The sequence below is a fragment of the Streptomyces sp. NPDC037083 genome (assembly GCF_055606485.1).
This window is the reverse complement of record NZ_JBVJSQ010000012.1, coordinates 236929-252332: the sequence shown is the minus strand read 5'-3', so window position 1 is coordinate 252332 and position 15404 is coordinate 236929. Positions and strand designations below refer to the sequence as shown.

The following is a 15404-nucleotide window of genomic DNA, read 5'->3' as shown; positions in this document are numbered from 1 at the left end:
CTAGTTGTCAGTAGTAGTAGGGCCTGTGGATACCGTGGATAACCTCGTTTTCGCAGCTCAGAGGCGATTTTTTATCCACTGGCCCTGTGGGCGGAGGCGGTGGACAACCGGGGTCTTCTGTGGAGAACGGAAAGTTCTGCACACTCCGTGCACAGGCAGGGGCGACTTGTCCCCAGCGTCGTCCCCAGCTTTGCGTGTCTTTCCCACAGGCCCCCTCGGCAACTTCGTGTGACGCCTTTCACTCGACGCGGTGAGGAGACGCGTCGGGTTGCCGAACAGTGGACAGCCATGTGGAGAAGCCGGGGATCGCTGGGGACAACCGGCCTCAGCCTGTGGGTTGCCGGTGGACAACTTCATGCACAGCCTGTGGATCATTTTTTTGTCCACAGCCTGTGGAGATCGTTCGTCCACGAATCCACAGCCTGTTGACCTGGCTCGATGATCCCGCACCGAGGCAGCCTGTGGACACAGTCTGGACAACTTCCCAGTCCCCAGGGTGTGGACGGGAAAAAGTCACCGAATCTGTGGAGGGTGGCCGTAACCCCGGTCCGTAATCGAACACCGGGTGAGCGGTGAACGACCGGCGTACGACCGCTGCGCGACCCCGGCCCCGGCTCCGATCGGCCCCCACAGGGCTCCACGAGACCTCACCGGCCCTCGCGCAGGCGCCCTCCGGGCCTCGCGCAGGCGCCCTCCGGCACTCGCGCGCCCCTCCGTCCGGCACCTCGCCGGGCCTGTGAGGCACCCCTGCCTTGCCCCCTGTGCGGCCCTCGTGGTGCACCCCGCCGGGCCCCTTTGTGGCCGCGGGTGGCTCCGCCGACCCTCGTGCGGGCCCGCCGCGGCCTCGTCCGGGCGCTTCGTGCGTGCGCTTCGTCCGGGCGCTTCGGCCGGTCGCTGCATCCGGCGTGTGCCGGCGCGTCCGCGGCCCGCGGAAACGGCGAAGGGCGTCCCCGGATCCTTCCGGGGACGCCCTCAGGGACGTCCGGATCGCCTTCCGACGCGCCCTTCCGCGCTCTTCGCGCCGTCAGCCGTTCTTGATGCGGTTGGTCAGCTCGGTCACCTGGTTGTAGATGGAGCGCCGCTCGGCCATCAGGTTGCGGATCTTGCGGTCCGCGTGCATGACCGTCGTGTGGTCGCGGCCGCCGAACAGGGCGCCGATCTTCGGCAGCGACAGGTCCGTCAGCTCACGGCACAGGTACATGGCGATCTGCCGGGCCGTCACGAGCTGGCGGCCGCGCGAGCTGCCGCACAGGTCCTCGATCGTGAGACCGAAGTAGTCGGCGGTCGCGCTCATGATGGCCGTCGAGGTGATCTCCGGGGTGGAGTCGTCGCCGCCGGGGATCAGGTCCTTCAGGACGATCTCCGTCAGCCCCAGGTCCACGGGCTGCCGGTTGAGCGACGCGAACGCCGTCACCCGGATGAGCGCGCCCTCCAGCTCGCGGATGTTGCGCGAGATCCGCGAGGCGATGAACTCCAGTACCTCCGGCGGGGCGTTGAGCTGCTCCTGCACCGCCTTCTTGCGCAGGATCGCGATCCGCGTCTCCAGCTCGGGCGGCTGGACGTCGGTGATCAGGCCCCACTCGAAACGGTTCCGCAGCCGGTCCTCCAGCGTGACCAGCTGCTTGGGCGGCCGGTCGCTGGACAGCACGATCTGCTTGTTGGCGTTGTGGAGCGTGTTGAAGGTGTGGAAGAACTCCTCCTGCGTCGACTCCTTGTCCGCGAGGAACTGGATGTCGTCGACGAGCAGGATGTCCATCTCGCGGTACCGCTTGCGGAAGCTGTCGCCCTTGCCGTCGCGGATCGAGTTGATGAACTCGTTGGTGAACTCCTCGGAGCTCACGTACCGCACCCGGGTCCCCGGGTAGAGGCTTCGCGCGTAGTGCCCGATGGCGTGCAGCAGGTGCGTCTTGCCGAGGCCCGACTCCCCGTAGATGAAGAGCGGGTTGTAGGCCTTCGCGGGGGCTTCGGCGACGGCGACGGCGGCCGCGTGCGCGAACCGGTTGGAGGCGCCGATGACGAAGGTGTCGAACAGGTACTTCGGGTTCAGGCGCGCGGTCGGCTCACCGGGGCCGGCCGTCGGCGACGAGGACGGGGAGGACGACGGCCCGGGCGCGCCCGCGCCGGACTGGCCCGGACCGCCCGGACCGCCGCGGTGCGGATGACCGCCGGGACCCGAGGGCGGCTCGGGCAGCTCACGCCGACCGGACTCGCGCTGGTCGTAGTCGGACCGCGGCTTGTCGTACTCCGGGCGCTTCTGCTCGTACGGCGAGGACTCGTAGGGCGGCCGCTCCATCGACTGGGGCCGGTAGTCCTGCGACGGAGAGCCGTACGGGTCCTGGCCGGCGGGCCCGCCGTAGGAGTCCTGCGACGAAGGCGACGCGTAGGGGTCGCGCTCCGGGAAACCGAGCCGCTGCTGCTGCCAGCTGTACTCGTCCTGCTGGGGCCGCGGCCAGGCGCCGGGCTCCGGGCGCTGGTACTCCGACGGGTAGGCGGGACGCGCGGTGGGCAGCTGGTCCGAGCGCGAGCCGGGCAGCTGGTCGCCGGGCGTCGGGGGCAGCTGGTCGGCACGGTGACGGCCGTAGCCCTGGCGCTGGCCCTCGTACGGGGCGTCGTATCCGGCGTCGTACCGGCCGTCCTGCCCGTCGTACTGGCCGGCGGGGAGTTCGGGCTCCTCGTAGCGGGGCTGCTGCTGGACTGGGGGTGCCGGTGGGGCCGCGGGCTCGCCGGCGGAGTCGTCGACGGTGATCGCGATGCGGATCGGACGTCCGCACTCGCGGCTCAGCGTCTCGCTGACGATCGGGGCGAGGCGGCCCTCGAGGACGCCCTTCGCGAATTCGTTCGGGACGGCGAGCAGGGCGGTGTCGGCGACCAGCGCGAGGGGCTGGCAGCGCCGGATCCAGTGCTCGTCCTTCACCTCGACGCCCTGGCCACGCCCCTCACCGAGGAGCTGCTCCAGTACTCGTGGCCACACTGCGGCAAGATCGGCAGGCACGTCAGCCACAGGGCACGCTCTCTCGTGGGTCCCACGAACGTGTGGTTGTGGGACGGTCGGGATTCATATCGGGCGGGGGCAGGGACAAAGGAACGAATCGGAGTTCAGCCACGGTAGTCAGGGCGGCGGGTACGGTTCAAGTTGTTGTCCCCAGCCTGTGGATAGTGTCTCCCAGTGACCGCCGGTTTGACCGGATGGCGTAGCCGCGCGTACCGTAACCAGGTCGAGTTGTCGATGGCTGCTGCCGCCTGCCTCCGATGGGCACAGATCGCTTCAGGTGATCGGGAAGCGGTGCACTCGGGCGTTATCCGCGAGCTACTCGTGGGCGCACGGTGACAGCCAGGACGGCACCCCGCCACCACCGATTGATTTCTGGAGCCCCCGAGTGAGCAAGCGCACCTTCCAGCCGAACAACCGTCGTCGCGCGAAGACCCACGGCTTCCGCCTGCGGATGCGCACCCGCGCCGGCCGCGCGATTCTCGCGAACCGCCGCAGCAAGGGTCGCGCGAGCCTGTCCGCCTGATTCTGATCAGGTCATGACGTCGTGCTGCCTACCGAGCATCGGCTGAGGCGGCGCGAGGACTTCGCGACCGCGGTGCGACGAGGTCGCCGGGCTGGACGCCCGACGCTCGTCGTGCATCTTCGAAGTGGTGCCACGGACCCGCATGCGCCTGGGGAGAGCGCTCCCCCGACGCGTGCGGGTTTCGTCGTCAGCAAGGCTGTGGGCGGCGCGGTGGTGCGCAACAAGGTGAAGCGCAGGCTGCGTCACCTGATGCGCGATCGAGTCACCCTGTTTCCCCCCGGTAGCCTGGTAGTCGTACGGGCGCTGCCCGGGGCGGGCGACGCCGACCACGCACAGCTGGCCCAAGACCTGGATGCCGCCCTTCAACGGCTACTGGGAGGGGGCGCGCGATGAAGTACCCGCTGCTGGCTCTCATCAAGCTCTACCAGTGGACGATCAGTCCGCTGCTCGGGCCGGTGTGCAAGTACTACCCGTCGTGCTCCCACTACGGCTACACGGCCATCGACCGGCACGGCGCGATCAAGGGAACGGCACTCACCGCCTGGCGCATCCTGCGGTGCAATCCGTGGTCGCTCGGGGGCGTGGACCATGTCCCGCCGCGCAAGCGACCGCGGTGGCACGAAATGCTGCGTGACGCCTGGCGTGCACGCAAGGGCGGGACCTCCGCCGCCGAAACGGCCACCGAAGAGAACCTCCCTTCGAGCCCGGCCGCAGAGACACCGTCCCATGCCCAAGGAGCATGATTAGTGGACACGATTGCCAGCCTCTTCAGCTTCATCACGACACCTGTCTCCTGGGTCATCGTCCAGTTCCACACGGTGTACGGCGCCCTCTTCGGCGACGACTCCGGGTGGGCCTGGGGCCTGTCCATCGTGTCCCTGGTGATTCTGATTCGAATCTGCCTGATCCCGCTCTTCGTGAAGCAGATCAAGGCGACGCGGGCCATGCAGACGCTGCAGCCCGAGATGAAGAAGATCCAGGAGCGCTACAAGAACGACAAGCAGCGCCAGTCCGAAGAGATGATGAAGCTGTACAAGGAGACGGGTACCAACCCGCTCTCCTCGTGCCTTCCGATCCTGGCGCAGTCCCCGTTCTTCTTCGCCCTGTACCACGTGCTCAACGGCATCGCGTCGGGCGACAAGATCGGTGTCATCGACGAGCAGCTGCTCGAGAGCGCGCGTAAGGCGCACATCTTCGGCGCCCCGCTGGCCGCTAAGTTCACCGACGGCGCCGCGAAGGTGGAGGCGCTCGGCGCCTCGCTGACGGACGTCCGCGTGGTCACCGCCATCATGATCGTGCTGATGTCGGCCTCGCAGTTCTTCACCCAGCGCCAGCTGATGACGAAGAACGTCGACACCTCGGTCAAGACGCCGTTCATGCAGCAGCAGAAGATGCTGATGTACGTCTTCCCCGTCATGTTCGCCGTCTTCGGCATCAACTTCCCCGTGGGTGTCCTCGTCTACTGGCTGACCACCAACGTGTGGACCATGGGCCAGCAGATGTACGTGATCCGCAACAACCCGACCCCGGGTTCGAAGGCCCAGGCCGCCTACCTGGAGCGCCTGTACAAGCACGTCACGCACCACGGCAAGACGCGTCGTCGCAGCGAGAAGGCCATCGTCAAGGCCATCGTGGCCAAGGGCCGTGACCGCAACGAGGCCGAGCGCAAGTTCATCAACGCTCTGTCCAAGGTGGGCTTCGCGGCCCAGGCCGACGGCACCGTGATCAGGAGCGAGGCCCAGGCCGCCGTGCAGGCCGAGGACGGCACGCCGACGAGCGCGGCCGCCGCCAAGCGCCAGCAGCCCAAGCGGCAGTCGAAGTCGCAGCGCCAGTCCGCGGCCCCGAAGGCGGCCGGCGAGACCACCTCGCTGATCAAGTCCGACGAGCCGGAGGACGCCCAGCCCTCCGGAGCCGCCGGCGCCGCCAAGAAGCAGGCCGCACCCAAGCCCGGCTCCGGAGGCCGCAGCAAGGCCCAGTCCGGGCAGCGCAAGGGCGGCCCGCAGCGCCCCAAGTCCCCGTCCAAGAAGTAAGAAGGAGCCCATCCCGTGACGGAAGGCACCACCTCCGCCGCCGCCGAGGGTGTAGACACCCTGACCCGCCTGGAGCAGGAGGGCGAGATCGCGGCGGACTACCTCGAGGGTCTGCTGGACATCGCTGACCTCGACGGCGACATCGACATGGACGTCGAAGCCGACCGCGCCGCCGTGTCGATCATCAGCGACGCGGGCACCCGTGACCTGCAGAAGCTGGTCGGCCGGGACGGCGAGGTGCTGGAAGCGCTGCAGGAGCTCACGCGCCTTGCCGTGCACCGGGAGACCGGCGACCGCAGTCGACTGATGCTGGACATCGCGGGCTACCGTGCCAAGAAGCGCGCCGAGCTCTCCGAGCTGGGCGCCAAGGCCGCCGCCGACGCGAAGAACAGCGGCGAGCCGGTGCGGCTCAACCCGATGACGCCCTTCGAGCGCAAGGTCGTCCACGACGCGGTCAAGGCAGCCGGTCTGCGCAGCGAGTCCGAGGGCGAGGAGCCGCAGCGCTTCGTCGTCGTGCTGCCCAACTGATTCGGTACTTACGCATCCCCGGCCCCGTCTGTTGCGCAGACGGGGCCGGTCTTTGTCAGCCTGGTAGTTCTGGTGGTCGGCGCTCGAAGCGCTGATGCGGTACGGAAGGACGGTCCCCGTGACGGAGGCAGCGGAGCTCCCCCCCGCGCCCGAAGTGGCACGCGAGGTGTTCGGTGATCGCTTCGGCGATGCGGTCCGATACGCCGAGCTCCTGGCCGAGGCAGGCGTGCAGCGTGGGCTCATCGGCCCACGGGAGGTGCCCCGCCTGTGGGAGAGGCACATCCTGAACTGCGCGGTGCTCTCCGAGGTCGTGCCCGAGGGTGTGACCGTGTGCGACGTCGGTTCGGGCGCCGGCCTGCCCGGCATTCCCCTCGCGCTCGTGCGGGAGGACCTGAAGATCACCCTGCTGGAGCCGCTGCTGCGACGCACCAACTTCCTCACCGAGGTCGTCGAGCTCCTCGGCCTGGACCACGTGACCGTCGCGCGCGGTCGTGCGGAGGAGGTCATGGGCAAGATTCCACCGGTCCACGTCGTGACCGCCCGCGCCGTGGCGCCCCTGGACCGGCTGGCCGCGTGGGGCATCCCGCTGCTGCGCCCTTACGGCGAGATGCTCGCCCTCAAGGGCGACACCGCCGAGGAGGAACTGAAGAGCGCGGCCACGGCCCTGAGCAAGCTCGGTGCCGTGGGTACCTCGATCCTCCATGTCGGGGAGGGCATCGTCGATCCGCTGTCCACGGTGGTGCGGGTGGAGGTCGGCGAGAGCCCGGGCGGTGTGCGGTTCGCGGCCAAGCGGGCCAAGGCGGCCCGTACCGGGCGAACGCGTCGACGCCGCTGAGACGTACTCCACACAAGCTGCCAAACCTGGACGACACGGAGTGTCGCGGGGATCCGGCCGCGAGCGCTGTGCATCGTGTTTCACGTGAAACGTCGCTCCCTGCTCCACGGCATCATCAGCCGCGGCCGCGCCGCTGCCGAACCCCGCGACCGTAAGCCTCTCGGGTCACTCGATGAGGGACGGGAGTTGTCCACAGAGGTGGATTTCTCCACAGAACAACAGGCCTCACTGGTTCACCACCCCGAAGACATGGGAGGCTCTGTTCATTGCGAGCCTGAAGTCGAGGAGAGTGAATCCTTGCGGTCCGACGCCAACATCGCGGGACCGATGACCGATCCGGTCCCCGGTCCCCGTACCGAGTCGTCCTTCGGGGAGGATGTTTCACGTGAAACACCGCCCCCCATGGACGACACTCCGATCGGTCGTGCTGCCCAACTCGCGGTAGAGGCTCTGGGCCGCGCCGGCGAGGGTCTGCCACGCCCTGAGCAGACCCGTGTGATCGTGGTCGCCAACCAGAAGGGCGGGGTGGGCAAGACGACGACGACCGTCAACCTTGCCGCGTCCCTGGCCCTGCACGGTGGCCGTGTCCTGGTGGTCGACCTCGACCCCCAGGGAAACGCGTCCACTGCTCTGGGGATCGACCACCACGCCGAGGTTCCGTCCATCTACGACGTCCTGGTCGACAGCCGTCCGCTCTCGGAGGTCGTTCAGCCCGTTCCCGATGTGGAGGGCCTCTTCTGTGCCCCCGCCACTATCGATCTCGCGGGTGCGGAGATCGAGCTGGTGTCCCTGGTGGCACGTGAGAGCCGCCTGCAAAGAGCGATCCAGGCATACGAACAGCCGCTGGACTACATCCTCATCGACTGCCCGCCGTCGCTCGGCCTGCTGACGGTCAACGCGCTGGTGGCCGGCGCGGAGGTGCTCATCCCGATCCAGTGCGAGTACTACGCACTGGAGGGGCTCGGGCAGCTGCTGCGCAACGTCGACCTGGTGCGGGGGCACCTCAACCCCACCCTGCATGTGTCGACCATCCTGCTCACCATGTACGACGGCCGGACGCGGCTAGCGTCGCAGGTCGCGGAAGAGGTGCGCACCCACTTCGGCGAGGAGGTGCTGCGGACGAGCATTCCCCGCTCGGTCCGCATCTCCGAGGCGCCGAGCTACGGGCAGACGGTGCTGACCTATGATCCGGGATCGAGTGGCGCTCTCTCCTACCTTGAGGCCGCACGAGAGCTTGCGCTGAAGGGGGTCGGCGTCAGCTATGACGCGACGCACGCCCACGTCGGCGCCCAGAACAATCCGAACATGGTGGAGGGGATCCAGTGAGTGAGCGACGGAGGGGGTTGGGCCGTGGTCTTGGCGCACTGATCCCTGCTGCCCCGACGGAGAAGAATCCGGCGCAGGCCGCGGTGGGAGGCGGAGGATCCACATCCCCCGCAGCCGTCCCGGTTCTGACGACGGACCGAGGGGTGGCCGCGGCGAAGGTGGCCACGCTGCCGCCTGTTTCACGTGAAACAGAGGAACTGCCGACGAGTGGCGTCCTGGAGACGCCCGCGCCGCCCATCGGCGCTCACTTCGCGGAGATTCCCCTCGACCACATCATGCCGAACCCGCGCCAGCCGCGTGAGGTCTTCGACGAGGACGCACTGCACGAGCTGATCACCTCCATCAAGGAGGTCGGTCTTCTCCAGCCGGTCGTTGTCCGTCAGATGGGTACCGCGCGCTACGAACTCATCATGGGTGAGCGGCGTTGGCGGGCCTGCCGTGAGGCGGGCCTGGAGGCGATCCCGGCGATCGTGCGGGCCACGGACGACGAGAAGCTCCTTCTGGACGCCCTCCTGGAGAACCTTCACCGGGCCCAGCTGAACCCGCTGGAAGAGGCAGCCGCCTACGACCAGTTGCTGAAGGACTTCAACTGCACGCACGACCAGTTGGCGGACCGCATTGGCCGATCCCGTCCCCAGGTCTCCAACACCCTGCGTCTGCTGAAGCTCTCGCCGGCGGTTCAGCGCCGCGTGGCGGCTGGAGTGCTCTCGGCCGGTCATGCGCGTGCGCTGCTCTCCGTCGACGACTCGGAGGAGCAGGATCGTCTGGCCCACCGCATTGTGGCCGAGGGGCTCTCGGTGCGGGCCGTCGAGGAGATCGTGACCCTGATGGGCTCGCGTCCGCAGACGGCTCAGCGGGCCAAGGGTCCCCGGGCCGGCGGTCGGGTTTCCCCGGCGCTGACCGACCTCGCGACCCGGCTCTCGGACCGTTTCGAGACGCGGGTGAAGGTCGACCTCGGCCAGAAGAAGGGCAAGATCACCGTCGAGTTCGCCTCGATGGAGGACCTTGAGCGCATCCTCGGCACCCTGGCTCCCGGCGAGGGCCCTGTCCTGCAGAAGGGCCTCGTGGACGGCGCCTCCGAGGAATCGGACGGCTGAGCCACGATCGGCCAGGGGCGTGTCGGTCAGAGACGCACTGAGCGAGCCGTGTCCGGTACACACCGGACACGGCTCGCTCTTTGCTTGGGGCGGTATCGATGGGATCGCATCGTGGATACGATGCGAGTAAGCCTTGGACGCATCCACCTGGCAGTACCTCGGAGCGGGAGGCGGGGGCCATGCGAACGATGAGCCGGATCGGACTGGTGAGCGCCGGACTGGGCCTGGGAGCGGTCGGCGGGTTCGTCGGCAGTCTGCTCAGGGAACGGAACGCTCTGACGGCCGCTCGCGAGGCCGCGGGCGAAGGAAGCGAGGAACAGCCTTCATGGGGCGTCGGCTCGTACCGCTCACGCTGGACAACCTTCAGGACCTTCCCAAGCGCTGTCGCTCGTGTGTCTTCTGGGAACTGGACCCCGTCAGCGGTGAGGCCGCGATAAAGGCGGGAACGTCCGCGCTGGAAAAGGAGTCCTGGATCTCCGCGGTCCTGCTGGACTGGGGCTCCTGCGGCCGGGTCGTCTACGTGGACGACATCCCCGTGGGCTTCGTGCTCTACGCCCCTCCCGCCTATGTCCCCCGCTCGACGGCGTTCCCCACGAGCCCGGTGTCGCCGGACGCCGTGCAGCTGATGACCGCGTTCATCATGCCGGGCTACCAGGGGCAGGGGCTGGGCCGCGTGATGGTCCAGACGGTCGCCAAGGATCTGCTGCGCAGGGGCTTCAAGGCCATCGAGGCGTTCGGTGACGCCCGCTGGAAGGAACCGGCCTGTCTGCTTCCGGCCGATCATCTGCTGGCTGTCGGTTTCAAGACCGTCCGTACCCATCCCGCTCATCCTCGACTGAGGCTGGAGCTGCGGAGCACGCTCTCCTGGAAGGAAGACGTGGAGATGGCGCTCGACCGGTTGCTGGGAGCAGTCCACAAGGAGCCTGCGCTGCGCCCGCTCTAAGCGGCCTCGGCAGGCATCGATACAGCGAAATGGGCCGGCTCCCAAGGGGCCGGCCCATTCATGCTCACGGTTTCACGTGAAACGTCAACCGTCGCCACGACGGCTCAGTGCGTCACTCGGAGATGAAGGTCTCCAGGTCGCGGACGAGGGCGGCCTTCGGCTTGGCACCGACGATGGTCTTGGCGACCTCGCCACCCTGGTACACGTTCAGGGTCGGGATCGACATGACGCCGTACTTCGCGGCCGTGTTCGGGTTCTCGTCGATGTTGAGCTTGACGATCTCGATCTTCTCGCCGTGCTCGGCGGCGATGGCCTCCAGGGAGGGCGCGATCTGACGGCACGGGCCGCACCACTCGGCCCAGAAGTCCACCAGTACGGGCTTGTCGCTCTTGAGGACGACCTCTTCGAAGTCGGCGTCGGTCACGTTCTTCAGGGTGCCGGCCACAGGGGGCTCCTTAATTCTTGTGCGGTGGGGCGGGAGGGGAGGGGATCAGACGGAGGTCTTCTCGGGCTCGGCCTGCTCTTCGTCCGCGAGGGCGGCGAGGTAGCGCTCGGCGTCGAGAGCGGAGGAGCAGCCGGTGCCGGCCGCGGTGATTGCCTGGCGGTAGGTGTGGTCCACCACGTCTCCGGCGGCGAAGACACCGGTCAGGTTCGTCCGCGTGGAGGGCGCGGCGACCTTCAGGTAGCCCTCCTCGTCGAGGTCCAGCTGGCCCTTGAAGAGCTCGGTGCGCGGGTCGTGGCCGATCGCGATGAACAGACCGGTCACCGGCAGGTCCGAGAGCTCACCGGTCTTGAGGTTGCGCAGCTTCAGCCCGGCGAGCTTCTGATCGCCCTGGATCTCGGCCACCTCGCTGTCCCACACGAACTTGATCTTCGGGTCGGCGAACGCACGCTCCTGCATCGCCTTGGAGGCGCGCAGGGTGTCCCGGCGGTGGACGATCGTCACGGACTTGGCGAAGCGGGAGAGGAAGGTGGCCTCTTCCATCGCGGTGTCGCCGCCGCCGATGACGGCGATGTCCTGGTCCTTGAAGAAGAAGCCGTCGCAGGTGGCGCACCAGGAGACTCCGCGGCCGGAGAGGGCGTCCTCGTTCGGCAGGCCGAGCTTGCGGTGCTGCGAGCCGGTGGTCACGATGACGGCCTTGGCGCGGTGGACCGTGCCGGCGGTGTCCGTGACGGTCTTGATCTCACCGGTGAGGTCGACGGAGACGATGTCGTCGGGGATCAGCTCTGCACCGAAGCGCTCGGCCTGGGAGCGCATGTTGTCCATGAGCTCGGGGCCCATGATGCCGTCCTGGAAGCCCGGGAAGTTCTCCACCTCGGTGGTGTTCATCAGTGCGCCGCCCGCGGTGACGGCGCCTTCGAACACCAGCGGCTTCAGGGACGCGCGCGCGGTGTAGAGGGCCGCGGTGTAGCCGGCGGGCCCGGAGCCGATGATGATCACGTTACGGACGTCGCTCACGGCTTGTTTCCTCGTCTCTGGACTGCGTCGGTCGACCGGGGGAGCTTCTTGGACTCTCACCCCACCCAACGGATCCTAAGGGGCGCGCATTCCCGGTGTGTCCGGGCACACGGAGGGAGGACGTCGTGCGGGATGCCAAGGGAGTACCGCGCAGGAGCGAGACGAAGCGTCGGCTCGTCAGCGGCGCATGTAGGAGGTCGTCAGCAGAACCCTTGCCGGGCTGGACGACGGATGATCCACACAGGCCGTGTCCACGATGTAGGCGTCGACACGTGTGCTGTCCGAGGCGTCGGGGAGCACCACGAGCAGTGCCTCCGTGCCCTGGTACGTCCCTTCCTCGACGGCGAGAACCGTGTCGGGGCGCCCGATGCCCTGCTGCACGCAGGGGGGCACCGTCGGCTGCCGCAGGATCTTGGGGGACTGGCTCTCGGGTTCTCCCTGGATGCCCATGCTCGACGGGGCACGGGAGCCGCCGGCCTTGGCCAGGAGATCGGTGACCTGTGTCTCCAGCTTGCTCGCGGAGAAGGTGTCCGGCGCTGCGGACTGGTGGGCCGAGCTGCCCGGGCCACCGCCGCCCGTCAGGGACGACACCAGGACGGTGGTGAGCCCCACCGCGGCGGCGGTGAGGACCGCGCCGAGGACGGCGGTCTTGCGGCGGCCGCCACGCTTGCGGTCCCTGCGGTCCTTGCGTCCTGGGCCGGTGGTGGCGCGGGCGTGCCCGGAGGGGCGGTCCCCCGCTACCGCTGTTTCACGTGAAACATGGGATGCGTCGTCGTCGGCGTCCCCGGGGACCGCGGCAGCCGTGTCCCGGGCGCTCTCGCTCACCGGGGCGCTCTCGCTCTCGGGGGTGGTCTCGCTCTCCTGGGCGGTGGCGCCGAGCAGAGCCTCGGCCGCCAGCGCGGCGTCGATGCGGTGGGCGACGTCGTCGGGCATACGCGGCGGGCCCGGCAGGGTGCCCAGGAGGCCGCGGATCTCCTCCAATGACGTCCGGACGTCGGCACAGAGTTCGCAGGCGTCCACATGCCGGCGTACAGCGGCGCTTCGGTCGGGTGTGAGCAGGCCCTCGGTGAGGTCGGAGATCTCCGTGACGTCCGGGTGTCCGGTCGTGTGCGTCGTCGATTTCACGTTCGCCCACCTCCGCCCTTCACAGCAGCTGAGTCGCCTGTCCCAGCGTTGTCCGGCCCCTCGTCGCGAGGTTCCGCTGCCGGTGGGACGGATGTCCCCTGCGCCCGGTTCCGTCCTGTGCCGCTTTCTCTCCCGTCGCCGGAGCGTTCTGGTCGCAGATGGGCGAGCAGGGGCAGGAGTCGCGCTCTGCCCCGGGCACAGCGGCTCTTCACCGTCCCGGTCGGCACGTCGAGCACACGGGCGGCCTCGGCGACCGGATAGCCCTGCATGTCGACGAGCACCAGGGCGGCCCGCTGGTCGGGCGGGAGCGTGCCGAGCGCTTCGAGGAGCTGGCGGTGCAGGTCGTTGCGTTCCGCGGGGGCAGCGGCCGACTCGTGCGGGTCGAGCAGCTGCTCCAGTCGTTCGGTGTCGTCGACCGGTGAGGTCTTGCGGGAAGCGGCCTTGCGGGCGCGGTCCAGACAGGCGTTCACCGTGATGCGGTGCAGCCAGGTCGTGACGGCGGACTGGCCGCGGAAGGTGTGCGCGGCCCGGTAGGCGGACACCAAGGCGTCCTGGACGGCGTCAGCGGCTTCCTCGCGGTCTCCCAGGGTCCGCAGGGCCACCGCCCAGAGCCGGTCGCGGTGCCGCCGCACGAGCTCACCGAAGGCGTCGGGGTCGCCCTCGACGTGACGAGTGAGGAGTTCCTGGTCGCTCACTCCGTCATATGCGGCGCCTCCCGCCATCGGACCCCCTCTCCCCTTCGGTGAGACGTCAGCCCGTGAACTTCACGTCCGTGATGGCCTGCTTGAAGCCGGCGTCGCTGTACTGGTCGCCGGCGGCTTCGGGCAGAGCCGTGAGCCAGATGAGCACGTACCGCGTCTGGACCGACTTGGACGCCTTCACCGTGGCGGTGGTTCCTGTCGTGGTGAGAGTGCCGATCTTCTTCATCGATGACAGGGCGCTGGGGGACGGCGTCAGGGAGTCCGCGGCGTACAGGTTCACGGTCGTGTGATCGCCGCCGTAGTAGAGCCCTATGGTCGCTGTCGAGATCTTCTGGGCCGAGCCGAGGTCGTAGATGATGCCGACGCCCGGCTTGTAGGCCGGGTTCATGTCCGGCCCGTCCCTGTAGCTGGCGGTGCGCCAGTAGGTGGAGCTGTCCCCGTCGTAGGTCGTGCCCACGTCGTTGGGGTGCTGGGCGCTGCCCGCGACGACGTACTCCTGTGCGTCCTGGATCTTCAGGGGCTTGACCGGCTTGGGAGCGGCGCTGTTCTTGTCGCCGTCGTCCGTCGTCTGCGTCTGGTTGGTGTCGTCGGAGTTGCTCTGGTTCATCAGGGCGTCCGCGAGCTGCCAGCTGCCGAGTCCGAGCGCGGCGATGAGGAGGGCGGAGACCGCCCACTTCAGGGCCTTGCCGGTGCGGCTCTGCAGCGGGGGCGGCGGCGTCGGCACCGGCTGGGTGGCGCCCGGATGCGACGGGGCGCGGCCGTACGTGCCCTGCTGGTACGTCGTGCGCTGGTACTCCGGAGGCGCGGTGAACGTGGGCTCCGGCGGGCGGATGCGCGGCATCTCGCCGATCGCCTTCACCAGTTCCTCCGGCGTGGTGCAGGCGGCCTCGTGACGGGAGGCGGTCGCGCCGTCGTTGACGAGCGCGCGCATGGACAGCTCCGACAGGCCCCGGTGGACGCCGGCGCGCACCTGGTCGGGGGCGATCAGCCCGATGTCCTTCGGCAGCCCGGACAGGCCGTAGGCGTCGTTCTCGTAAGGCCAGCGCTGGGTGAGCGCCGCGTACAGCAGCGCGCCGATCGCCTCGGTGTCGGTGCGCTGCGGGAAGTCGGTGGCGATGCCGCGCAGGGCGGCGTTCACGGCGAGTCCGCGGATGCGCCACTGTCCCGAGGAGGTGCGCAGCACGGCGTTGGGGTTGAGCCGCAGATGCGACAGGCCCTCGCGGTGGGCCGCGGCCATGGCGGAGGCGATCTGACTGACCATCTGGTAGGCGTCGTGCGGCTCCAGCGGGCCGGCCGCGAGCAACGTGGTCAGTTCGGTGGCGTCGGGCAGCCACTCGTGGACGACGTAGACGAGGTCGTTCTCCTCGACGGCGTCCAGCACCTGGACGAAGCGGGGATCGCCGAGCAGGGCGGAGGAACGCGCCGCGGCCAGCACCGAACGGGCCCGTGGGTGGTCCGCGGGCAGGACGTGCACGCCCACGGCACGACGCAGCTTCTCGTCGACGGCACGCCAACTGCTGAAACCGTCCAGACGGGTGACGCACTCTTCGAGGCGGTAGCGTCTGGCGAGCTTGTGACCGCTGTGCAGTTCCGGCGGTGAGGCCTTTCCGGGACGCTCGGTCCCGCCACTCCCCTGTGCCTCGTCGATGTCCGTGTCCTGCTCCCGGTTCTTGACCACCCCGTCGGCCGTGGACTGGTCCGCTTGTGCGGTCAGCGGCTCGTCACCGCTGTTGTCTGCCACGTCGACGGCAGCTGTGCTCCGTTCCGCCACCGTCGTTCCTGCCTCCCCATTCAGTGCGCGCCGCCCGACCTCGTGCGCGCCGTCCGACGCCGAACCCAATTGTG

Annotated in this window: 15 protein-coding genes; 9 read left to right on the top strand and 6 right to left on the bottom strand. The window is 68.7% G+C overall.

Annotated features, from left to right (window positions below):
- Window positions 1-1024 precede the first annotated feature (1024 nt).
- Window positions 1025-3001, bottom strand: coding sequence for a chromosomal replication initiator protein DnaA (gene dnaA / locus ACZ7DE_RS29615; RefSeq protein ID WP_470766436.1), 1977 nt, complete (start codon window positions 2999-3001; stop codon window positions 1025-1027).
- Between the two features lie 376 nt (window positions 3002-3377).
- Between dnaA and rpmH the strand changes: the two genes are divergently transcribed.
- From rpmH to ACZ7DE_RS29570, 9 genes are all read left to right on the top strand, one after another.
- A complete protein-coding gene (gene rpmH, locus ACZ7DE_RS29610) occupies window positions 3378-3515 on the top strand; it encodes a 50S ribosomal protein L34 (protein ID WP_005482975.1) in 138 nt (45 codons plus the stop codon).
- 21 nt (window positions 3516-3536) lie between these two features.
- Window positions 3537-3908 carry a ribonuclease P protein component gene (gene rnpA, locus ACZ7DE_RS29605; RefSeq protein ID WP_078615780.1) on the top strand — a complete coding sequence of 124 codons (372 nt, stop codon included), beginning with the start codon at window positions 3537-3539 and terminating at the stop codon, window positions 3906-3908.
- The gene (gene yidD / locus ACZ7DE_RS29600; RefSeq protein ID WP_470766433.1) at window positions 3905-4258 is read left to right on the top strand and encodes a membrane protein insertion efficiency factor YidD; all 354 of its coding nucleotides are present in this window, start codon (window positions 3905-3907) and stop codon (window positions 4256-4258) included. The genes rnpA and yidD overlap by 4 nt, the downstream gene beginning before the upstream one ends.
- A gap of 3 nt (window positions 4259-4261) precedes the next feature.
- Window positions 4262-5545: a membrane protein insertase YidC gene (gene yidC, locus ACZ7DE_RS29595; RefSeq protein WP_470766431.1), complete on the top strand. Its 1284-nt coding sequence runs from the start codon at window positions 4262-4264 to the stop codon at window positions 5543-5545.
- Window positions 5546-5560: 15 nt separating this feature from the next.
- Window positions 5561-6073, top strand: coding sequence for a Jag family protein (locus tag ACZ7DE_RS29590; protein ID WP_470766429.1), 513 nt, complete (start codon window positions 5561-5563; stop codon window positions 6071-6073).
- Window positions 6074-6191: 118 nt separating this feature from the next.
- Window positions 6192-6908, top strand: coding sequence for a 16S rRNA (guanine(527)-N(7))-methyltransferase RsmG (gene rsmG, locus ACZ7DE_RS29585; RefSeq protein ID WP_470766427.1), 717 nt, complete (start codon window positions 6192-6194; stop codon window positions 6906-6908).
- A 249-nt stretch (window positions 6909-7157) separates the two neighbouring features.
- Window positions 7158-8234: a ParA family protein gene (locus ACZ7DE_RS29580; protein ID WP_470766569.1), complete on the top strand. Its 1077-nt coding sequence runs from the start codon at window positions 7158-7160 to the stop codon at window positions 8232-8234.
- Window positions 8231-9331, top strand: a complete 1101-nt coding sequence (locus ACZ7DE_RS29575) for a ParB/RepB/Spo0J family partition protein (RefSeq protein ID WP_470766425.1) — start codon at window positions 8231-8233, stop codon at window positions 9329-9331. Before ACZ7DE_RS29580 ends, ACZ7DE_RS29575 begins: the two co-directional genes overlap by 4 nt.
- 325 nt (window positions 9332-9656) lie before the next feature.
- Window positions 9657-10274, top strand: coding sequence for a GNAT family N-acetyltransferase (locus ACZ7DE_RS29570; RefSeq protein WP_470766423.1), 618 nt, complete (start codon window positions 9657-9659; stop codon window positions 10272-10274).
- 112 nt (window positions 10275-10386) lie between these two features.
- Here the strand turns inward: ACZ7DE_RS29570 and trxA are convergent, their stop codons facing one another.
- From trxA to ACZ7DE_RS29545, 5 genes are all read right to left on the bottom strand, one after another.
- Entirely contained in the window at window positions 10387-10719 is a 333-nt protein-coding gene (gene trxA, locus ACZ7DE_RS29565) for a thioredoxin (protein WP_109004575.1), read from the bottom strand.
- Between the two features lie 45 nt (window positions 10720-10764).
- Entirely contained in the window at window positions 10765-11733 is a 969-nt protein-coding gene (trxB, locus tag ACZ7DE_RS29560) for a thioredoxin-disulfide reductase (RefSeq protein ID WP_470766420.1), read from the bottom strand.
- 177 nt (window positions 11734-11910) lie between these two features.
- The gene (locus tag ACZ7DE_RS29555; RefSeq protein WP_470766418.1) at window positions 11911-12858 is read right to left on the bottom strand and encodes an anti-sigma factor; all 948 of its coding nucleotides are present in this window, start codon (window positions 12856-12858) and stop codon (window positions 11911-11913) included.
- Complete coding sequence (sigM, locus tag ACZ7DE_RS29550) at window positions 12855-13580, bottom strand: RNA polymerase sigma factor SigM (protein ID WP_470766416.1); 726 nt, start codon at window positions 13578-13580, stop codon at window positions 12855-12857. Before sigM ends, ACZ7DE_RS29555 begins: the two co-directional genes overlap by 4 nt.
- Window positions 13581-13608: 28 nt before the next feature.
- Window positions 13609-15330: a protein kinase family protein gene (locus ACZ7DE_RS29545; RefSeq protein ID WP_470766415.1), complete on the bottom strand. Its 1722-nt coding sequence runs from the start codon at window positions 15328-15330 to the stop codon at window positions 13609-13611.
- Window positions 15331-15404 lie beyond the last annotated feature (74 nt).